15 protein-coding genes are annotated in these 20,560 nt (G+C 69.5%); 12 read left to right on the top strand and 3 right to left on the bottom strand.

Going from position 1 to position 20,560, the window contains the following annotated elements; all coding sequences use genetic code 11:
* Positions 1 to 8 precede the first annotated feature (8 nt).
* The 3 genes from AC3RXZ_RS16265 (at position 9) to AC3RXZ_RS16255 (ending at position 2,710) form a co-directional block, all read left to right on the top strand.
* A complete protein-coding gene (locus tag AC3RXZ_RS16265; RefSeq protein WP_243229650.1) occupies positions 9 to 1,712 on the top strand; it encodes a DHA2 family efflux MFS transporter permease subunit in 1,704 nt (567 codons plus the stop codon).
* Between the two features lies 1 nt (position 1,713).
* Entirely contained in the window at positions 1,714 to 2,169 is a 456-nt protein-coding gene (locus tag AC3RXZ_RS16260; RefSeq protein ID WP_243229651.1) for a MarR family winged helix-turn-helix transcriptional regulator, read from the top strand.
* A 70-nt stretch (positions 2,170 to 2,239) separates the two neighbouring features.
* The gene (locus tag AC3RXZ_RS16255; RefSeq protein ID WP_243229652.1) at positions 2,240 to 2,710 is read left to right on the top strand and encodes a MarR family winged helix-turn-helix transcriptional regulator; all 471 of its coding nucleotides are present in this window, start codon (positions 2,240 to 2,242) and stop codon (positions 2,708 to 2,710) included.
* A 9-nt stretch (positions 2,711 to 2,719) separates the two neighbouring features.
* Here the strand turns inward: AC3RXZ_RS16255 and AC3RXZ_RS16250 are convergent, their stop codons facing one another.
* Positions 2,720 to 3,289 (bottom strand): NADPH-dependent FMN reductase, encoded by a 570-nt coding sequence (locus AC3RXZ_RS16250; protein WP_243229653.1) that lies wholly within the window; start codon positions 3,287 to 3,289, stop codon positions 2,720 to 2,722.
* Between the two features lie 71 nt (positions 3,290 to 3,360).
* The gene (locus AC3RXZ_RS16245; protein ID WP_491494705.1) at positions 3,361 to 4,146 is read right to left on the bottom strand and encodes a helix-turn-helix transcriptional regulator; all 786 of its coding nucleotides are present in this window, start codon (positions 4,144 to 4,146) and stop codon (positions 3,361 to 3,363) included.
* Between the two features lie 79 nt (positions 4,147 to 4,225).
* On the opposite strand from AC3RXZ_RS16245, the gene ilvD reads away from it, so the two are divergent.
* Complete coding sequence (ilvD, locus tag AC3RXZ_RS16240; protein ID WP_491494704.1) at positions 4,226 to 6,139, top strand: dihydroxy-acid dehydratase; 1,914 nt, start codon at positions 4,226 to 4,228, stop codon at positions 6,137 to 6,139.
* A gap of 91 nt (positions 6,140 to 6,230) precedes the next feature.
* Here the strand turns inward: ilvD and AC3RXZ_RS16235 are convergent, their stop codons facing one another.
* Positions 6,231 to 7,247 carry a hydroxyacid dehydrogenase gene (locus AC3RXZ_RS16235; protein WP_491494703.1) on the bottom strand — a complete coding sequence of 339 codons (1,017 nt, stop codon included), beginning with the start codon at positions 7,245 to 7,247 and terminating at the stop codon, positions 6,231 to 6,233.
* A 148-nt stretch (positions 7,248 to 7,395) separates the two neighbouring features.
* Here AC3RXZ_RS16235 and AC3RXZ_RS16230 point away from each other — a divergent pair, with 148 nt between their 5' ends.
* From AC3RXZ_RS16230 to AC3RXZ_RS16195, 8 genes are all read left to right on the top strand, one after another.
* The gene (locus AC3RXZ_RS16230; protein WP_491494702.1) at positions 7,396 to 8,544 is read left to right on the top strand and encodes a LacI family DNA-binding transcriptional regulator; all 1,149 of its coding nucleotides are present in this window, start codon (positions 7,396 to 7,398) and stop codon (positions 8,542 to 8,544) included.
* 129 nt (positions 8,545 to 8,673) lie between these two features.
* Positions 8,674 to 9,645 carry a carbohydrate ABC transporter permease gene (locus AC3RXZ_RS16225; protein WP_491494701.1) on the top strand — a complete coding sequence of 324 codons (972 nt, stop codon included), beginning with the start codon at positions 8,674 to 8,676 and terminating at the stop codon, positions 9,643 to 9,645.
* 12 nt (positions 9,646 to 9,657) lie between these two features.
* Entirely contained in the window at positions 9,658 to 10,545 is an 888-nt protein-coding gene (locus AC3RXZ_RS16220; protein ID WP_491494700.1) for a carbohydrate ABC transporter permease, read from the top strand.
* A 54-nt stretch (positions 10,546 to 10,599) separates the two neighbouring features.
* On the top strand, positions 10,600 to 12,015 hold the full coding sequence (locus tag AC3RXZ_RS16215; protein WP_491494699.1) for an ABC transporter substrate-binding protein: 1,416 nt from the start codon (positions 10,600 to 10,602) through the stop codon (positions 12,013 to 12,015).
* An 82-nt stretch (positions 12,016 to 12,097) separates the two neighbouring features.
* Entirely contained in the window at positions 12,098 to 15,289 is a 3,192-nt protein-coding gene (locus tag AC3RXZ_RS16210; RefSeq protein WP_491494698.1) for a right-handed parallel beta-helix repeat-containing protein, read from the top strand.
* Positions 15,286 to 17,061 carry a heparinase II/III domain-containing protein gene (locus AC3RXZ_RS16205; RefSeq protein WP_491494697.1) on the top strand — a complete coding sequence of 592 codons (1,776 nt, stop codon included), beginning with the start codon at positions 15,286 to 15,288 and terminating at the stop codon, positions 17,059 to 17,061. The genes AC3RXZ_RS16210 and AC3RXZ_RS16205 overlap by 4 nt, the downstream gene beginning before the upstream one ends.
* A gap of 21 nt (positions 17,062 to 17,082) precedes the next feature.
* Positions 17,083 to 19,383 (top strand): beta-galactosidase, encoded by a 2,301-nt coding sequence (locus AC3RXZ_RS16200; RefSeq protein ID WP_491494696.1) that lies wholly within the window; start codon positions 17,083 to 17,085, stop codon positions 19,381 to 19,383.
* Between the two features lie 129 nt (positions 19,384 to 19,512).
* Positions 19,513 to 20,520, top strand: coding sequence for a PLP-dependent cysteine synthase family protein (locus AC3RXZ_RS16195; protein ID WP_491494695.1), 1,008 nt, complete (start codon positions 19,513 to 19,515; stop codon positions 20,518 to 20,520).
* The last annotated feature ends 40 nt before the right edge of the window (positions 20,521 to 20,560 follow it).

Here is a 20,560-nt window from a genome sequence, read left to right as displayed (position 1 = left end):
CAGACACCTTGACCTCCACCACCACCTCCTCGTCCGAGACGCGCTCGGCACGCGAGGTCTTCACCGCGATCTCCGGCCTCATCGTCGGAATGTTCGTCGCCGTGCTCTCGGGCACGGTCGTGTCGACCTCGATGCCCGTCATCATCGCCGACCTCGGCGGCACGCAGTCCCAGTACACCTGGGTCATCACGGCGAGCCTGCTGGCGACCGCCGTCTCCACCCCGATCTGGGGCAAGCTCGCCGACCTCGTCGACCGCAAGATCCTCATCCAGATCTCGCTGATCCTCTTCACCGTCGGCACCGTCATCGCCGGGTTCTCGACCGACACGAACATGCTCATCGCCGTGCGCGTGATCCAGGGCATCGGCGTCGGCGGGCTCATGTCGCTCGTGATGATCGCCGTCGCCCTCATCATCTCGCCGCGCGAGCGCGGCAAGTACATGGGCGTCGTCGGCGGCATCATGGCCCTCGGCACGATCGGCGGCCCGCTGCTGGGCGGGCTCATCACCGATCTCTGGGGATGGCGCGCGAACTTCTTCGTCGGCGTGCCGTTCGCGATCGTCGCGCTCATCCTGCTGCAGTTCACGCTGCACCTGCCGAAGCCGCAGAAGGCCAAGGTCTCGATCGACTACTTCGGCATCGTGCTGCTCGCGGTCGGCGTCTCGACCCTGCTGATCTGGGTGTCGATGGGCGGCAGCCAGTTCGAGTGGGACTCCGTGACCAGCATCGCCCTCGCCGTGATCGCCGGTGTCGCCATCGTGGCGTTCGTGATCGTCGAGTTCTTCGTCACCGAGCCGATCGTCCCGATGTCGCTCTTCGCCAATCGCACCTTCACGCTCTCGGTGATCGCCTCGATCGCCATCGGTGTCGCGATGTTCGCCACGTCGGTGTTCCTGGCGCAGTACTTCCAGCTCGCCCGCGGTGCGACGCCGACCGAGTCCGGTCTCATGACGATCCCCATGATCGTCGGCCAGATGGGCGCGTCCATCATCATCGGACAGCTGGTGAGCCGCTTCGGCAAGTGGAAGGGCTGGATGCTCGCGGGCTCCGTGCTCACCGTCGTCGGTGTGAGCCTGATGGCCACGCTGCGCTACGACACCCCCTTCGTGCTCGTCGCGGTGTACATGTTCGTGCTCGGGGCCGGCCTCGGCATGGTCATGCAGAACCTCACGCTCATCGTCCAGAACGACACCTCGCCCGCCCAGCTGGGCGCCGCTTCGTCGAACGTCAACTTCTTCCGCACCATCGCCGGAACCATCGGCGTGACGGTCATGGGCTCGATCCTGTCGAGCAGCGTGGCGACGTACATCACCGACGGCCTGTCGGGCTTCACGCCGACCTCGCAGGAGGAGCTCGACGCCCTGCAGCACCTCGCCTCCGGTGATGTGCCGAAGGTCGGGGAGCTGCCCGAGACCATCCGGCAGCTCGTCGAGTCGGCCTACGGCCACGGCATCGCCGACGCGTTCATCCTGGCCGTCCCGCTCGCCGTGATCGGCGTCATCGCGATCGCGTTCATCAAGAACAAGCCGCTGTCGACGAAGAACGCCGCCGAGCAGCTGCGCGAGCAGGCCGAGGAGTCGGTCATCGAGGTGGCCGAGGCTGAGGTCGCGGCATCGCTGAACTCGACCGGAGCGATCCGGATCGACGGGGCGCAGACGGCCACCGGTTCGGTGCGCGTCCTCGAACGCGAGGACCGGGAGCGGGAGCGCTGACATGGTCGCCGCTCCCGCCGCGGCGCCGGGCGACGTCGATGAGGCGCTCGCCGACTTCCAGGGGCATCTGAACCTCATCTTCACGCGGGCCCGCTCGCTCTGGAAGGAGTCCGCCGCGCGGATCCACCCCGAACTGCAGCCGGCCGGCTACAAGCTGCTGACGTTCATCGCCCGCGAGGGCAGCACGAACGCGCACCAGCTCGCCGAGAGGTTCGAGATGGACAAGTCGGTCGTGAGCCGTCAGGTGCGGATGCTGGAGGAGCTCGAGCTCCTCCAGTCCCGCCCCGACGAGAACGACGGGCGACTCCGGGTGCTGACGGCGACACCGGCCGCGTGCGCGGCGCTCGCCGACATCCGCGGCTCCCACGCGCAGCGGTTGCGGACGGCGCTCACCGAGTTGACGCCGGACGAGGTCCGGGTGGCGTCCAAGGTGTTCCGCCTCCTCGCCGAGATCTGAATCCCGCGCCCTCCCGCGCGATCCGGGCCGTGGGAGGGGCGCAGGATCCGTTCGCCGTATGCTGGCGAACATGAGCGACTCCGCCGACCCCGACGCGCCCGCCGAACTCGCGGACGACGCGCTCGACGAGGCCATCGGCCGTGTCGAGCACGAGCTCGGCCGGCTGTTCGCGCGGATCCGCGTGGGCTGGCGGGAAGCCGCGGTGACCGTGCATCCGGATCTGCAGCCGCTGGGGTACCAGGTGCTGACGTCGATCGCGAGCGGCAAGGCGACGTCCGCCGGTGCGATCATCGAGCGACTCCAGACCGACAAGTCCGCCGTGAGCCGGCAGGTGCGCCAGCTCGAGGAGCTCGGGCTGGTCGAGAGCATCCCGGATCCCGGTGACCGCCGCGCACGCGTCCTCGTCGCGACGCCCCTCGCGCAGGAGAGGGTCGCTCTGGCTCGCGCGAACTACGAGGCGCGCATCGGCGACCGGCTGCGGGCGTGGTCGGCGGCCGACCTCGATCACTTCGCCGATCTGCTCGGCGCGCTCTCGCGCTGACGCGGATTCTCAGGTGCGCGGCAGCACCGTGAGCACGCGCTCGATGTGGTCCCGGAACTCGCTCATGTAGTTCGTGAGGAACTCCCGCGTGCTGTCGACCAGCACCTCGCCGTCCTCCGCGAACGTCTCGGGCGAGAAGTGGATGTACGCCTCGGGCGAGGTCATCTGGCGGGCGTTGCAGAAGCTCAGCACGGCGCGCAGGCTCTGCTGGGCGACGGCCGTTCCGATCGCGCCGATCGAAGCGCCGATGACGCCCGCGGGGATGTGATCGAACGAGTTCTGCCCCCAGGGGCGGGATGCCCAGTCGATCGCGTTCTTCAGCGCGCCGGGGATCGACCGGTTGTACTCGGGCGTCACGAACAGCACGGCATCCGACGCCGCGATGGCGTCCTTCAGTGCGAGCGCGGCCGGCGGATAGGCGTCGTCCAGGTCGCGGTTGTACAGCGGGAGGTCGCCGATGGCGATCTCGGTGAAGGCGAGATCGTCCGGAGCGAGCCGGATGAGCGCCTTCGCGAGCGTGCGGTTGATGGATGCCGTCGACAGGCTGCCGACGAAGTAGCCGACCTGGTACGTGGTCATGACGGGTCCCTCCTGTGCGGGTGCGGATGCCTCTCAGCATGCTCCGGTCCGCCGCGACACGGAAGGGGGCGTCAGATCGGCACGTACAGGATGAGCTCGAGATCGGGGAACTCGCTCGGCACGACTCCGTGCTGTTCGTAGGCCGTGAGACCCGCGAGCGGATGCCGGAACGAGCGCTCCCTGGACACGAACCCCTCGACGTCGCGCTCCTGCCAGATCCGCGCGAACTCCTCGGATGCCGCGCTCACACGGGCCACGATGCCGTCCTCCCGCGAGGCGCCCAGCCAACGTCGGGCCTCGGCGCGGAACTCGCCCACGAAGCGCCGGCTCTGCTCTTCCCAGTCCGGCAGCTGCCGTCGCAGCTCACGGTCCGTGAACAGCAGCCAGAGGAGATTGCGGTCTTCGGCATCCAGGCTCTCGATGCGCGGATACAGGTGCGCGTACGCCGTGTTCCAGCCGATGATCGACCAGTCGCCCGCCAGCAGGAACGCCGGGAACGGGAAGGACTCCAGCAGGCGCCGGAGGCGCTCAGGAGCGTGGGACGTCGTCTCGGCGACCGGGGCGATCTCGCCGTGGCCGCCGAGCGTCAGCAGGTACGTCAGCTCGACGGGACGCAGCCCGAACAGGCGCGCGAGCGCCTCGAGCACCTGGCGGGACGGGTTGATGTCGCGCGCCTGCTCGAGCCAGGTGTACCAGGTGACGCTGACGCCCGCGAGCGTCGCCACCTCCTCTCGGCGCAGTCCCTGCACGCGCCCGCGCGGGGCATCCGGGAGGCCGAGGGCCGTGCGATCGAGGCGCGCGCGCCGGTCGCGCAGGAACGCGGCGAGCTCCTCGCGGCGTCGGCGTTCGGCATCCATTCGTTCTCCTGGGTGGTGGTATCACTACCAGTATCACGGCCGTCTGGTGACGACGCCGAATCCGTGGCGCAATGGTGAGATGCCCACCCCCCTTCGCTCTCGCACCATCACCCACGGCCGCAACATGGCCGGCGCCCGCGCACTGCTGCGCGCCGCCGGTGTGAACGGCGCCGACCTGGGACGCAAGCCGATCATCGCGGTCTCGAACAGCTTCACCGAGTTCGTCCCCGGCCACACGCACCTGCAGCCGGTCGGCCGCATCGTCTCGGACGCCATCACGGCCGCCGGCGGCATCCCGCGCGAGTTCAACACGATCGCCGTCGATGACGGCATCGCGATGGGTCATGGCGGGATGCTCTACTCGCTGCCCTCGCGCGATCTGATCGCCGACTCGGTCGAGTACATGGTGAACGCGCACTGCGCCGATGCCCTCATCTGCATCTCGAACTGCGACAAGATCACCCCCGGAATGCTGATGGCGGCCCTCCGCCTGAACATCCCCACCGTGTTCGTGTCCGGCGGTCCGATGGAGTCCGGCCGCGCGACGCTCGTGGACGGCTCGGTCCGCACGCTCGACCTCGTCGACGCGATCTCGGACGCGGTCAACGAGAACATCTCGGATGCCGACATGCAGCGCATCGAAGAGGCGGCCTGCCCGACCTGCGGTTCGTGCTCGGGGATGTTCACCGCGAACTCGATGAACTGCCTGACCGAGGCGATCGGGCTGTCCCTGCCGGGCAACGGCTCGGTGCTCGCCACGCACACGGCCCGCAAGGCGCTGTACGAGGACGCCGGCGCCCTCGTCGTCGACATCGCTCGCCGGTACTACGACGAGGACGACGCGTCGGTGCTGCCGCGCAGCATCGCGACCCCCGCGGCCTTCGGCAACGCCATGGCGCTGGACATCGCGATGGGCGGATCGACGAACACGATCCTGCACCTGCTCGCTGCGGCGCACGAGGCCGGTGTCGAGTTCGGCCTCGACGAGATCGACGCCGTGTCGCGCCGCGTGCCGTGTCTTGCGAAGGTCGCGCCGAACGCCGCGGGCGCCGGGAAGATCTACTACATGGAGGACGTCCACCGCGCCGGCGGCATCCCCGCGATCCTCGGCGAGCTGCGTCGCGGAGGCCTGCTCGACGAGGACGTCCACACCGTGCACTCCGCGACCATGGGCGCCTGGCTCGACGAGTGGGACGTCCGCGGGGGCTCGGCGTCCGAGAAGGCGTTCCAGCTGTGGCACGCGGCACCCGGCGGCGTGCGCTCCTCCACGGCGTTCTCGCAGTCCGCGCGGTGGGAGGACCTGGATCTGGACGCCGCGGGCGGCTGCATCCGCGACGTCGCCAACGCGTACTCGCAGGACGGCGGACTCGCCGTGCTGCGCGGCAACATCGCCGTGGACGGCGCGGTCGTGAAGACCGCGGGCGTCGACCCGTCGATCTGGACCTTCTCGGGGCCCGCCGTGGTGTGCGAGTCGCAGGACGAGGCCGTGGCGAAGATCCTCGCGAAGGAGGTCGCCGAGGGCGATGTCGTGGTGATCCGGTACGAGGGCCCCAAGGGTGGGCCGGGCATGCAGGAGATGCTGTACCCGACCTCGTTCCTCAAGGGGCGGGGGCTCGGCAAGAAGTGCGCGCTCATCACCGACGGCCGGTTCTCGGGCGGGACGTCCGGTCTGTCGATCGGGCACGTCTCGCCCGAGGCGGCCTCGGGCGGGATCATCGCCCTCGTCGAGGACGGCGACATCATCACGATCGACATCCCGACGCGCGGCATCACGCTCGAGGTCTCCGAAGAAGAGCTGGAGGCGCGGCGCCGCCGGCTCATCGACGCCGGCGGGTACCGCCCGCGCGACCGGGAGCGCGTGGTGTCGCCGGCCCTTCGCGCGTACGCGGCCATGGCGCTGTCGGCGGACAAGGGAGCCGTGCGCGACGTCGATCGCGTGGAGCGGGCGCTGCGCGAGCAGGAGGCCCGCGAGGCCGACGCGGTCCTGGCGTAACGCTCCGACGCCTTCTGCGACCCCGGGCGGCGGAGTTCTGCGTTCAGGCGCGACAAGCGGTCCTCGGCGATCCCGGTCGAGGGGGCACGACTCACGCGGAGACGGCGAACTCGCTCTGCGTGACGGGGCACTTCAAGGGCAGGCCGGCGGCGACGCGTTCGATCTCGTCGATCGCCTCGCTGCCCAGACGCTGGACCTCGTTGCCGACGGATCCGGCCATGTGCGGCGTGAGCGTCACGTTCGGCAGCGTCCACAGCGGTGAGTCCCCGGGAAGCACATCGGGGTCGGTGACGTCCAGGATCGCATCGATCCGGCCCGTCTCGAGCTCCGCGATCAGGGCGTCCTGATCGACGATCCCGCCGCGCGCGGTGTTGATGAAGACGGCGCCGTCCGGCATCCGGCGCAGGTGCTCGCGTCCGATCATGCCCATCGTCGACGTCAGCAGCGGCGCGTGCACCGACACGACGGCCGACGTCTCGAAAAGCTCGGCGAGATCCACCTTCCGCGCACCCAGGGCAGCCGCATCGGTCTCGGTCAGGTAGGGGTCGTACACGGCCGGCGAGAGATCGAGCGGCCGCAGCATGTTCAGCACACGGCGTCCGATGCGCGAGGCGCCGACGATCCCGACGCGGGTGCCGAAGCCGCCGCCCGCGATCCGATCCACCGGGTATCCGGCTCGCGACGCGCGGAACTCCCTCTCGACACGGAACGTGCGCTTGGCGGCGAGGATGATCATGGCGAGCGTGTACTCGGCCACCGGCCGACCGTTCTGCTCCGCCTGGCTGGACACCGCGATCCCGCGCGCGAAAGCGCGATCGTCGACGAGCGTCTTCACGCTGCCCGCCGCATGCACCAGCGCCCTCAGCCGCGGCGCGCGGTCGACCCAGGTTCCGGACGGCGAGACGGAGCCCCAGCCGGTCAGCACCACGTCGGCCTCGCGCAGCAACGCGTCCGCAGCCGGGGCGTCGAGGTCGCCACCGGCCGGGTTCACCACGACGTCGGCGATCCGCGTCAGCCGCCGCCACTCGGATGCCGTGAACAGCCGGTCGCGCACGGGCGACTCGACGGCGACCAGAAGGCGCGGGCGCCCGGCGTCGACATCGATCATGCTCTCCTCATCCTTCGTGCGGCGAACGAGGTGCGGCACGACTCAACACATTGTGGGCAACGCCGGTGAGCAATGCCAAGGATGATCGTTCGATTGATCAAATCCGATCAACGTGCGACACTTCGGATTCGACAGAGAGGTCCATTCCATGCTCAAAGACGCCAGACAGGCCGCGATCCTCCGCCAATTGAGACTGCGCGGGTCCGTCGCCACCGACGCGCTCGCGACCGAGCTCGGGGTGTCTCCGATCTCGGTGCGACGGGATCTGCGCGACCTCGAGATGCAGGGACAGCTGCGGCGCGTGCACGGGGGTGCGACTGTGCCGCGGCAGTCGGGGCGGGCGGAGGCGGCGCTGGAAGCGGCGGCGCTCGGCCTCAGCCCGGCCAGCGCCCGCCCCAACGCGCCGCTGGCGGTGGTGGGGATGATCGTGCCCGGATCCGAGTACTACTTCGCCGACGTGATCAAGGGCGCCTCCGAGGCGGCGCGCATCGCAGGCATCCGGCTCATCCTCGGCGTGACGCACTACGACAGGCAGAAGGAGCAGGAGATGGTCGCGCACATGACGCACGTGGGTGTGGACGCGCTCATCTGGGCGCCCGCCAAGCACGACCTCACCCTCCCCGGCGTCCGCGAGGTGCTCGCCGATCCCGCGGCGCCCATCATCCTGATGGAGCGCCGCCCAGGGCCCGAACCGGACGCCCCGGAGATCGACAGCGTGCGCACGGATCACGTGCGCGGAGCCGAGCTGGGCATCCGTCACATGCACTCCCTGGGCAAGAGGCGCATAGCGATGCTGACGATCCCGAACGCCACGACGCCCCGGCTGGAGGACGGCTACGCCAAGGCGGTCGAGGAGCTCGGACTCCCCGCGCTGAGCATCGATCTGGGCCTGACGGAGCAGGAGGTCGCGGACTGGGCCGCCACACCCGACCTGTTCGCGGCGCGCTTCCTCGACGCCGCGGACGATCTCGAGGTGGACGGGCTGCTCGTCAACCCGGACATGCACGCCGTCGCGGTCGCGCGCGAGCTCGTGAGCCGCGGAAAAGCCGTGCCGGACGACATCGCGATCGTCGCGTACGACGACGTGATCGCGCACCTGTGCGAAGTGCCGATCTCGGCGGTCGCGCCGCCGCGGTTCGACGTCGGGGCGAACGCCGTGACTCTCGCGCTCCGGCGGATCCGCGCCAGGGCCGAGCAGCGCCCGCTGGCCACGATCCACACGACGCTCGTGCCCCAGGTGACCGTCCGCGATGCCGAGAGCCTGCCCACGGCAACCCTGACCGAGCCCTGGGCGTGAGGCACGACGGACGCCGGATCGACGGGGGAGTGATCGAATCAGATCTTCTTGTTGACCGTACGATCCGTTGTGATCGAACATCATGCGACCGGTTCATTCGGAACCGTGCATCGTCAACGAGGAGGATGGATGCCCGCGATGGTCGACGCGCCCGTGGACGCGCAGACGCCTGATCAGCCGTCGGGCGCCGGTCCGACCGAGCGCCCCGCCGGCCGGCCGCGCCGCCGGCGCATCCCGGTGGGCGCGTACCTCGCGCTCATTCCGATGTTCGTGATCCTCGGCGTGTTCCAGTACTACCCGGCGATCAGCGGGATCTACCACTCGTTCTTCGACTGGAAGCCCGCCGCCGAGTCGATCATGATCGGCTGGGACAACTACGTGAAGATGATGGGCGACACCATCTGGTGGGATTCGTTCCGCAACCTCGGGATCATCTTCGTCTTCGGCGTGCTGACCTGGATCATCCCGCTGTTCGCCGCGGAGCTGCTGGTGTCGCTGCGCGGGCGGCGCGCGCCCTTCGTGTACCGCACGCTGCTGATCGTCCCGATGGCGTTCCCGGGAATCGTCACGGCCCTCGTGTGGCAGTTCTTCTACCACCCCAACAACGGCGTGTTCAACAAGACGCTCGAGGCGCTCGGGCTCGGCGCGCTGGCGCAGAACTGGGTGGGAGACCCGGACATCGCGATGCTCTCGCTGCTGTTCGTGGGCTTCCCGTTCATCGCGGGCCTGCCGTTCCTCATCTTCTACTCCACGCTGCAGAACATCCCGAAGGAGGTGCTCGAGGCGGCCGCTCTGGACGGCGTCGGGCGCCTCGCACGGGTCTGGCGGATCGATCTGCCGCTGATGGCCGGGCAGATCAAGATCCTGTTCTTCCTGGCGATCGTCGGAACCCTGCAGTACGGGTTCACGGCCTACGTCGTCACCGGCGGCGGGCCGGACAACGCCACCGTCGTGCCCATCCTGCGCATCCTCAACGTCGCCTACCAGGGCCAGGACTGGGGGTACGCGGCGGCACTGTCCACCACCCTGTTCGCGATCACGCTGGTGCTCAGCTGCTTCATCGTGTTCTCCCGTCGCCGCGGCGCTCGAGCCGAAGCCTGAGAAGGGAATCCTGTGACCACCGCGATCTCCGCACCCCCGACCGCACCGGACGCCGACACGGCGCCCACCGGCCAGAAGATGCGACGTCCCCGCCCTCAGGTCGGCGTCCACGTCGGCCTGATCATCCTCGTCGCCATCAGCCTGGCGCCGTATCTGTTCATGGTCATCACGTCCTTCAAGGACAACGAGCAGTACTACGAGAGCTTCTGGGCTCCGGCCACGCCGCTGCACTGGGAGAACTACGCCACGGCGTGGCAGCAGGTCCAGCCGTACCTCGTCGCGTCGCTGATCGTCGCCGCGGCATCCGTCATCGGACTGGTCGCCGTCTCCCTGGTTGCCGCGTTCGTCTTCGCCCGATTCCGGTTCCCCGGGCGCAACGCGCTGTTCGCGCTCGTCGCGGCGCTGATGATGGTGCCGTCGATCGCGAGCCTGATCCCGCTGTTCGTGATGATGCGCGACTTCGACATGCTCAACACCTTCGGCGTGCTGATCATCCCGCACATCGCCGGCGGCGCCGTGCTCGGGACGATCCTGATGCGGACCTTCATCGCCGGCATCCCGCAGACGATCTTCGACGCCGCGCAGATCGACGGCGCCTCGCACGTGCGCGTGTTCCTGTCGATCATGATGCCGCTGTCGCTGCCGGTCATCGGCACGGTCGCGCTGGTCACGGTGCAGGGCGTCTGGAACGACTTCTTCTGGCCGCTGCTGACCATCACCGACAACAGCCTGCGCACGGTCTCGGTCGGGCTGCTCTTCTTCCAGGGGCAGACCGGCACCGCGTACGGACCGCTGTTCGCGGGGTATCTCATCGCGAGCCTGCCGCTGCTGCTGCTGTTCGTCTTCTTCTCGAAGTACTTCCTCGCCGGCGTCCAGGGCGGCGTCGCCGGGGCGCACTGACCCACCGCCCGCACCAACCCTGCACTTCACACCCGAATTGATTGGAGACGTTCGATGAAGATCCGTACTCGCACCTGGGCGGGAGCCGCCGGCCTCACCGCCGTGGCACTCGTGGCAGCCGGGTGCAGCGCCCCCGCCGAGGACGGCGACACCGTGACGATCACGCTCGCGGGGCCCAACCAGTGGAACACCCAGTCCGATTCCTTCGGTCCGGCCTGGGAGGACCTGATCGAGCGATTCGAGAAGGCCGAGCCCGGCATCAACGTCGAGACGACGGTGCTGCCGCTGACGGGCTTCGGCGACACCCTGTCCACGCAGCTCGCAGCCGGGACCGCGCCGGAGCTGATCTTCGCCCAGGTCCCGCACGAGAACGAGCAGATCACACCGCTCAACGAGTACCTGGAGCAGCCGAACCCGTACATCGAGGGCAACGAGCGCTGGCTGGACATCTTCGACGACGACTACTTCGGCGAGGCCCAGGCCAACAACGTGGGCGACTTCGAGTTCGTGCCCTTCAACCTCGTGATCGCCGGCATCTTCTACAACAAGGAGATCTTCGACGAGGCGGGTGTCGACGGAGAGATCGAGACCTTCGAGGACCTCATCGGCGCCTGCGAGAAGATCTCCGACGCCGGCTACACGCCCATGGCGATGGACAACGGCTCGCTCGGCGCCGGATGGATCAACGAGACGATCTCCGCGATGCTGTTCGACAAGTACGTCGACGAGTGGAACGTCTACGCCGCCGACGGCAGCGAGGGCACGGCCGAAGTGGTCAGCTGGAAGAGCTTCGCCAGGGCCGTGCTCACCGGAGAGGTGAACGCCGAGACGACGCCCGAGGTCGCCGAGGCCGTCGAGCTCACCAAGAAGGTGTACGACGAGTGCGCGACGCCGAACTGGTCGGGCATCCCCTCCACGGCGACGTTCGTCGGAGCGGACGAGTTCATCTCGGGGCAGGCCGCCATGGCCTGGGGCACCAACTTCGCGACGGGAACGCTCGCGGACGCGGACTGGGAGTGGTCGAGCTTCGCCTTCCCCACGATCACCGAGGAGACCACGCCGCTGTCGAGCGGTGCACCAGCGAAATTCGGCGCGGCGGCCGGCGGCACGAGTTACATGATCCCGGCCACGACCGAGGGCGACCAGCTCGACGCGGCGGTGAAGTTCCTCCAGTTCGTCACGAGCACGGAGGGCGGCCAGCCCTGGCTCGACGGCACCGGCGGGCTCCCCGCGACCGTCGACGCCCAGCCCGCTCCGGGACTCGAGCGTCTCATGGATGGCGAGTGGGCGCAGAAGCGCATGAACCTCAGCATGCGGTCGGACGCGAGCAAGGGCAAGAACATCCTGGAGGGCTACCTGCTCGGCTCCAAGACGCTCGACGAGCAGCTCGCGATCCTGCAGAACGAGTGGACCACGTGGGCGAACGAGCAGGTCGCCAAGTCCGACTGGACGGAGGACTGGACCAAGTAGGCGACGCTGCGAGACGGGGCGGGCGTTCGCGCCCGCCCCGTGAAACCCACGCTTCGAAAACTCGATGAAGAGGACCTCAGAGATGCGCACGAAGACCTTCCGCAGCGGCGCCGCAGCCGTGACGCTCCTCGTCGCGGCGGCGACGCTGACCGCCGCTCCCGCCAGGGCCGACGTCGGAACGACCTACTACGTGGACAACCGCAGCCCCGCCTGCTCGGATGCCGGGCCGGGCACCGATGTCGACGCGCCATGGTGCGGGTTCGGCCCGGTGGCCGAGATCACCCTGGGCGAGGGCGACCGGCTCCTGCTCGCCCGCGGAGCGAGCTTCGCCGAGCAGCTCGTCGTGGACGCACCGCACGGGTCGGCATCCCACCGCGCCGAGATCGGCGCGTACGGCACGGGTGATGCCCCCCGTTTCGTCGCCAACGGCACGAACGCCGCGGTGATCATCCGCAACGCGGATCACACGGTCGTGAGCGACCTCGACATCGGCGGCATCGACGAGTCCCACGGCCGCGGCGTGTTCCACTACGGGATCCGGTTCGACTACACGAGCCTGGGGCACACCGACGCGACGATCGAGCGCATCGACGTGCGCGACAGCAGGACGGTCGGGATCTTCGTGCGCAACACGGCCGATCACGAGCTCGCCGACACGGCGATCGACGGGATCACAGTCCGGGACGTGCAGACCTCGCACAACGCCCACGGCATCGTGTTCGCCAGCCAGGGCAAGCTCGCCAACCCCACCGGGGCAGGGAGCCTGGAGGAGACGGCGAACCGCATCTTCCGCAACGTGCTCGTCGAGGGCCTGCGCCAGAAGGACGACGACAACAACAATCCGCCGCCGGACGAGGTCCAGACGCAGATCGACGCCGGCTGCCCGGACAGCCTGGCGATCTCGGCGGCATCCGACGTGGTGATCCGCGACTCCGTGTTCGACGGCTCCGCCGGATGCCGGACCAAGACCGGCACGGCGGCGCTGTATCTCGGCAGCGTCCGCGACGTGGTCGTCGCCAACAATGTCTTCATCAACACCCCGAACACGCAGAACCCCGACATGGTCGCGATCGACCACGAGGCGCGAACGCACAACGTGATGATCGCCGGGAACTACTTCGCCGACAACTTCGGCGGGGGCATCGAGTACCTCGCGATCCACGGGGCGAACGATTACTCGACCGACAATCAGATCCGCGCCAACACGTTCCTGCGCAACGGGTATCAGAACTACATCCCGTACATCGGCGGCGGCTCGATCGCCCAGGTCGGAAGCGGTCCGGCGCCCGAGTCGTACATCGCCGACAACCTCGCCTTCGAGCCCTACGGTTTCGTGGCGGCTCATCTGGGCGGGACCACGAAGGGTCTGGAACTGGAGAACAACCTGCAGCTCGAGGACGAGGAGTGGGTGAGCCATGCGGCCGCGGACCTCGGAGCGGACGGCAGCGCCTGGAGCCGCCAGCACCGCCCCGGTGGCAGTTGGAAGCACCTCCCCGTGGGGGCCGCGGCGTCGAACGGATCGACTGCTTCCGCGACGGCGTTCACGCTCGAGCCGGGGCGCAATGCGGACGTGGCGGCGGCCTGGACCGCACCGCGCGACGGCGTCGTGGCTCTGCGCGGATATCCGATGGCCATCTCCGGAACATCCGCCGTGCGCGTCACCGTGGACGGCGACGTCATTGCGGAGGCCGAGGTGGATGCGCTCGGCGAGGTCCTGTCGCTCGACGACGTCGCAGTGACCGCCGGACAGGTGGTCCGCTTCGAGGCGCTCGCCGGTGAACAGGCCGTCAGCTGGACGCCGGCGGTGAGCTACGTGAGCGGTCCGAACGAGGACGAGCCGGGAACGTGGCGCTTCACGACGGCCGGCGACGCGCAGGGCTGGACCGCGACCAACGGCCAGACCGTGACCGCCGGGACCCTCACGACGCCGTTCGGCTCCGGGAAGATGTCGCTGACCTCACCGGACGGTCTCGGGCTCGCCCCGGCGGACGCCGTGCGCGTGAGCCTGCAGAACACGAGCGGCGTCCGCACGGGAACGCTGTTCTATCGAGCACCGGGTGAGGAGTTCGGCGCCGAACGGTCGGTGCGGTTCCACATCAATCCCCACGAGGAACGCGGCCTCGCGGCGGGACGCGCGGACGTCGTGATCCCGATCGACACCGAGGGCATGGCGGCGATCGACCAGTTCCGCTTCGATCTCGGAAGCGGGACGGGGCAGCTGACCGTCGGATCGATCGAGCTCATCGAGCAGACCGGGCCGCGCTGGGACTTCGACGCCCCGGAGGGGTGGACCATCAACCCCGACCTGTCGCGCCCCGGCCCCGGCATCCCTGCTGACGACGCGGTCGTCGACGTGGACAACTCGGCGGGCGCGTTCAGCAAGGTCGCCGACATCCGCTGGACGACTCAGCGCCGGCAGACGTTCCAGGTCGAATCGGGCACTCTCGCTCGGGTCGACCTCTGGGCCTACAAGTCCGGAGACCCGCAGGGAGAGCTGTTCGTCACCGTCACCGATCCCGACGGCGAGAAACTGTTCACCGGATCCGTCGCCCCGGACCAGGTGACGGCGTCGGGCGGTTTCGTCAGCATCCACCCCGGACTCACCGGACTCGACCCGGACGCGCTGTACGCGATCGACATCTCCAGCCCGTACACGGTGCCGAACTCCGGAAGCTACGGCGTCGGCTACAACGACCAGGGCCTGTACCCCGCAGGCACCGAGTCGTACAGCATCGACGCCGGCGGGACCTGGAAGTCGGAAGGGTGGCGGGGTCGCAGTCTGCGTTTCCGCACGGCTTCGGCCGAGGAGGTCGCGCAGCGACCCGCGGATGCCGGGTACGCGCCGATCACGGTAGCAGGGGGCGTCGTCTCCGCCACGACCGGCTACGAGCCGGCGCTGCTCTCCCCGGCCGGTCTGGACGTGGACGCCTCGGAGCTGGACACCATCCACATCCGGATGTCGAACCCCGACAACCGGCAGGCGGCCTACCTCCTGTTCAGTACCACGGAGAACCCCGAGTTCGACACCCCGGGGACAGGCGACATCCCGATGAACGAGGACGGCCGTCGAGGCGTGACGATTCCGCTCGTGCCCGGTGCGGACTATGTCGACTACGAGATCGACATGTCCTCGATCCCGGGCTGGAAGGGCACGATCGATCAGATCATGGTGCAGCCGCTGTATCGCTGGAACTATCGGATCGGACCGCAGGACAGCTCCTGGCACGGCGCGATCGGCTGGATCTACCTCGACGAAGGGTCGGACGCGAGATGACCATGACCGGCCAGGCCTCAGCGGTCGAGGTGACGCCGTGGCAGGCGGCGAGGAGCGTCCCTGCCACGGCGGGCATGGTGTCCGAGGTCCTCGAACGCGCCGACGAGGCGGAGCAGGATCCCGCCGGACCCTTGTCGTACGCCGCCTACGCGGCATACGGGCTGACCGGGGAGCGGACCGCGTTCCAGTCGCGGTACCGCCGACGGCGGCAGGAGCTGACGGACCTCGCGCTCGCGGCGCTGGTCGAGCCGGCCCGCAGCACGGATGCGCTCGCCGATGCCATCTGGTCGATCTGTGACGAGTACAGCTGGGCCTTCCCCGCCCACATCGAGGACCTGTTGAGCACGGACCCGCCGGTCGCCCATGCCGAGCAGGTCGACCTGGGAGCTGCCGAGACGGCGGCGGCGCTCGCCGAGATCACGACGCTGCTGGGGCCGCGGCTCCCTGCCCTCGTCGTGCAGAGGGCCCATGCGGAGATCCGTCGCCGGGTGCTGACGCCGTTCGCCGCGCGGGAGCACTGGTGGGAGACGGCGCCGACGAACTGGGCGAGCGTGTGCGCCGGAGGCATCCTGCTCGCCGGGATCCGGATCCTCGGCGCCGAAGAGCTCGCGGCCGTCATCCCGCGCGCGCTCGCCGCGTTCGAGTGCTATCTCAGCGGGTTCGACGAGGACGGCGTGTGCTCCGAGGGCGTCGACTACTGGCATTACGGGTTCAGCTACTTCGCGGCCGCCGCGGAGGCGCTGCGCGAGCACACCGGCGGTGGGATCGACCTGTGGACGGAGCACGGCGACCGGATCGGGCTCATCGCGCGGTTCCCGCAGCGGGTCCGTCTCACGGGCGACGTCGTCGCGTCCTTCGCCGACACGCGTCCGACGGCACGCCTCGATCGAGCGCTGCTGTCGCGCATCTCCCTGCGTGTGCCCGGCGTCGCCGTGCCGCCCGCGCCGGACGTCGTTGTCCAGGGCGACCAGCGCTTCGGCCGGTGGGTGCCGGCATCGCGCGGTCTGCTGTGGAACGCGCCCTCCTCGACGGATGCCGCAGAGGCATCGGGCGCGGAAGCGGAGTTCGCCGAACCGCCCGGCTCGGACTTCCTGCCGCACGCGCAGTGGCTGATCGTGCGCGACGGCCACGGCTCCGCGTTCGCGGCGCGCGGCGGGCACAACGACGAACTGCACAACCACAACGACGTCGGCAGCTTCATCCTGGCCGCCCACGGCGAGGTCCTCCTCGCCGATCCGGGCGTCGGCGTCTACGACCGCGACTACTTCTCCGAGCGGCGTTACGAGAACCCCGCGACCGGCTCGCAGGGCCACAGTGTCCCGCTCATCGATGCGACGACCCAGCGCGGCTGGGCGAGGGATGCCGCAGCGCACGTCGCGCAGATCGAGCACGGGCCGGGGCGCGCGCGATTCGCCATCGAGTACGCGGCGGCGTACGCCGTTCTCGGCCTTCGCGCTCTGAGCCGCCGCTGGACGTACGCGGACCGCGTGCTCCTGATCGAGGACGCCTTCTCGGCGGATCGTCCGATCAGCGTCGTGCTCCGTTTCGTGAGTCCGCTTCCGATCGCGGTGACCGATGCCGGACGCGCCGAGATCGTCGGCGAGCGCACGCGGGCGGTGCTGTGCTTCCCGGCATCCGTCACCGCCGACGTCGGCGTCTTCGGCACCGAGCGCGGCCTCGTCCGCGCGGTGCATCACCTCGACCTGACCCTCGCGCCGTCCGACGCGGCCGAGGTGCGCACCGAGATCCGCCTGTCCGACCTGCCCTCCTGATTGCGAACGAGAGAGATCGCCATGGCGTCTGCCGCCTCCGACACCCTGATCGCGTTCGACGTGCGCGTCGACGAGCTGTCCCGCGAGGGCGGCGGCGTGCGCAGCGGGGTCGTCGCCCCCGACGGGCGCGTCCTCGACGCGAACCGCTGGCATCTCACGATCGACGGTGCGCCGCATCCGGTCGTGTCGGCCGAGCTGCTGCCGCAGCGCTACCCGGTCGCGGAATGGGACGACGCGGTGCGCGCCGTCCGCGACGCCGGATGCACGACCGTGAGCTCCTACGTGTTCTGGAGCCTCATCGAGCCCGAGCCCGGCCGGTTCGACTTCACCGGCGCGAACGACATCCGCCGGTTCGCCGAGATCTGCGCCCGGTACGGACTGGCCTTCCTGCCGCGGATCGGGCCGTTCAACAACTCCGAGTACCTCGTCGGCGGGCTGCCGCCCTGGCTGTTCGGCATGCCCGTGGTGGAGCGCTCGAACGACCCGGGCTATCTGCGGCTCGTTCGCCGCTACTTCCGAGCGGTCTCCGAGCAGCTGCGCGGGATGTACTTCGCAGACGGCGGTCCGATCGAGATCGTCCAGCTGGAGAACGAGCTGTCGCACGCGCCGAACGACTGGGGCACGCTGTTCGGGTACACGGCATCCGAGCATCGGGGCCCCGTGGGCGAGGAGTTCACGGCGCACATGTCGGCGCTGCGGGCGATCGCGCGGGAGGAGGGCATCACCCCTGTCTTCTTCTCGATGACGGGATGGGGCACGGCCGGCGAGGTCCCCGAAGGGGAGTTCCTGCCGACCTACGGCGGTTACATGGATCTCCACCATCGGCCGGGACCGAACTTCCGGATGACGACGTTCGCTCCGGGGGCGTATCCCTACCGCGGGCGGTACCCCGTGGCGTTCTGCGAGCTCGGCACCGGCTCACCGCATCGCGCCGCGTACCGCTCGCGCACGCCGGCCGACATGACCGTGACGACCGCGATGACGCCGATAGGGTCGACGGAATCGATCCATCTCGGCTACTACCTCTTCCATGGCGGCACCAATCCGGTGCGAGGGGACGGCTTCGGCTGGACGCCGAAGGAGCCGTCCTTCACGCTGCGCTCCTACGACTTCTGGGCGCCGGTGAGCGAGTTCGGCGAGCGGCGCGAGGCGTACTACGCGCTGACCCCGGTGAACCACCTCATCCGCGAGTTCGGTCGCGATCTCGCTCTCCTGCCGGTCGTGGACCCCGCGGATCCGGTCCGCATCCCGGACGAGGACCGCCTGCGCACCGTCGTCCGCGGGGCCGGGGATCGCGGTTTCCTCTTCCTCAGCAACTTCGGCAACAACACCCCGCTGTCGCCGCGCACGGACGTGCGGGTGCGGGTTCGCCGCAGACACGACGAGATCGAGGTGCCCCGTCACGTGCGCCTGGACGTGCGGACCGGCGGGAACCTGGTGCTGCCTTTCGGGCTGGATCTCGGAGCGGGCCTCACCCTGATCTCATCGACGACGCAGCCGCTCGCCCGGCTCGGGACCGAAGAGCGTCCGGTGGTCGTGTTCGCGGCCTCGCAGGACGCGACCGAGTACGCCATCGGCGGTGCGACGCCCGATCAGGTGACAGCATCGCCGGATGCCGAGGTGCGCGCGGAACCCGACGGCGTGTCCGTGATGGCTCCGGCCGGCGGATCCTTCACCGTGGCGGGGGAGCACGGCGAGGTGAGAATCGTCACGCTCACGTGGTCGGAGGCGGAGCACGCCCAGGTCGCGGGAGCCGGTGCGCAGCGGAGGCTCGTCACCTCGGCCGATCACTTCACGCTCGACGAGGACGCGATCACCGTCTGGCGACTGCGCGCACTGGGCGAGCCGGACGCCGCACAGGCGTCGGTGCGCGTGGTGTCCGCCCGAGAGGACGAGGTCGTCGGCGTCGAGCTCCCCGCGCCGGCCGGCCGCTCCGCCGTGCAGGTGGAGGCCCTGTCGCCGAGCCGGGCCGTCCTGCGCGCCGATGAGGACGCCGTGCCCCTCGCCGACCTGTGGGCCGACATCGCGTACAGCGGGGACCTGTGCCGCATCTTCGACGCGAGCACCGGTCTCCTCGAAGCGGACGACTTCCGCAGCGGGCCGTCATGGCGCGTCAAGGTCGGGCGCTTCGCCGCGGTCGGGCGCGACGGACTGCAGGTGCGCGTCGAGCCGGTGGCGACGAAGGAGGCGGTGGACGACCCGGACGGCATCCTGCTCGACAGCGCACTGCGCACCGACGGGATCGCCGCGGTCGACGGGATCGATCTTCTGCAGCAGGTCCGCCGGACCGTCGTCCTGCCCAGGCCGGCGTCCTTCGATTGACCGTCCTGCCCGGACTGGGTTACTCTTCTGACGTGTCCCTGACCTGTCGTTGTTGTCGCTGAGCCTCCGCTCCGCTTCATCGACCCCAGATCATCCGCGCCGTCGGCGCTCTCCTGTCAGGACCCTCCCGTGCGTTACGCCAACCACATCGCCGAACTCGTCGGCTACACCCCGCTCGTCAAGCTCAACGCCGTCACCGCCGGCATCCGCGCCACCGTCCTCGCCAAGGTCGAGTACTTCAACCCCGGCGGGTCGGCGAAGGATCGCATCGCGGCATCCATCATCAACGCCGCCGAACGCGACGGACACCTCAAACCGGGTGGCACGATCGTGGAGGCGACGAGCGGGAACACCGGTGTCGGACTCGCACTGATCGCCCTGCAGCGCGGGTACCGCATGGTGTTCGTGGTGCCGGACAAGTTCGAGGGCGCGAAGGTGGCGACGCTGCGCGCCTACGGCGCCGAGGTCGTCGTGACGCCCACGAACGTCGAGCCGAGCGACCCGCGCTCCTACTACAGCGTGGCCGCGCGGTTGGCGGCCGAGATCCCGGGCGCCTTCAACCCGAACCAGTTCGCGAACCAGAACGGGCCGCAGGGGCACTTCGAGACCACCGGACCCGAGATCTGGGCCGACACCGACGGCAGGGTCACCCACTTCGTCGCGGGCATCGGCACGGGCGGCACGATCAGCGGGACGGGGCGCTTCCTCAAGCAGCAGAGCGCCGGGCGCGTGCAGGTCATCGGCGCCGATCCGGAGGGATCGATCTATTCCGGCGGGCCGATCCACGGCTACCTCGTCGAGGGGGTCGGCGAGGACTTCCTCCCCGACACGTTCGATGCGTCGGTGGTCGACGGGTACGAGCGGATCTCGGACGCCGAGTCCTTCGCCATGACCCGTCGCCTGGCCGCCGAGGAGGGACTGTTCGTCGGAGGTTCCAGCGGCATGGCCGTCGTCGCGGCCCTCCGGGTCGCCGAGGACCTCACCGAGGACGACGTGGTGGTGGTCCTGCTGCCGGATCACGGACGGGGCTACCTCGACAAGCTCTACGACGACGCCTGGCTCGCCGCGCGCGGCCTGGCCGTCCCGGAGCACCGCAGCTCGCCCGCGGTCGAGGAGATCACGACTCTGCTGTCGTGACGCGAGCCCGGCTGACGCCGCGCACCTCGTCGGCTAGGGT

It is taken from the genome of Microbacterium cucumeris (assembly GCF_058349845.2).
Note: the sequence above shows the minus strand (reverse complement) of the source record. Positions and strands in the feature narration are given on the sequence as shown.

Excerpts from the sequence above, each read along its gene's own strand:
- AC3RXZ_RS16260 (WP_243229651.1), top strand. The coding sequence starts at position 1,714 with ATGGTCGCCGCTCCCGCCGCGGCGCCGGGCGACGTCGATGAGGCGCTC.
- AC3RXZ_RS16255 (WP_243229652.1), top strand. The coding sequence starts at position 2,240 with ATGAGCGACTCCGCCGACCCCGACGCGCCCGCCGAACTCGCGGACGAC.
- AC3RXZ_RS16250 (WP_243229653.1), bottom strand. The coding sequence starts at position 3,289 with ATGACCACGTACCAGGTCGGCTACTTCGTCGGCAGCCTGTCGACGGCA.
- AC3RXZ_RS16245 (WP_491494705.1), bottom strand. The coding sequence starts at position 4,146 with ATGGATGCCGAACGCCGACGCCGCGAGGAGCTCGCCGCGTTCCTGCGC.
- ilvD (WP_491494704.1), top strand. The coding sequence starts at position 4,226 with ATGCCCACCCCCCTTCGCTCTCGCACCATCACCCACGGCCGCAACATG.
- AC3RXZ_RS16235 (WP_491494703.1), bottom strand. The coding sequence starts at position 7,247 with ATGATCGATGTCGACGCCGGGCGCCCGCGCCTTCTGGTCGCCGTCGAG.
- AC3RXZ_RS16230 (WP_491494702.1), top strand. The coding sequence starts at position 7,396 with ATGCTCAAAGACGCCAGACAGGCCGCGATCCTCCGCCAATTGAGACTG.
- AC3RXZ_RS16225 (WP_491494701.1), top strand. The coding sequence starts at position 8,674 with ATGCCCGCGATGGTCGACGCGCCCGTGGACGCGCAGACGCCTGATCAG.
- AC3RXZ_RS16215 (WP_491494699.1), top strand. The coding sequence starts at position 10,600 with ATGAAGATCCGTACTCGCACCTGGGCGGGAGCCGCCGGCCTCACCGCC.
- AC3RXZ_RS16210 (WP_491494698.1), top strand. The coding sequence starts at position 12,098 with ATGCGCACGAAGACCTTCCGCAGCGGCGCCGCAGCCGTGACGCTCCTC.
- AC3RXZ_RS16205 (WP_491494697.1), top strand. The coding sequence starts at position 15,286 with ATGACCATGACCGGCCAGGCCTCAGCGGTCGAGGTGACGCCGTGGCAG.
- AC3RXZ_RS16200 (WP_491494696.1), top strand. The coding sequence starts at position 17,083 with ATGGCGTCTGCCGCCTCCGACACCCTGATCGCGTTCGACGTGCGCGTC.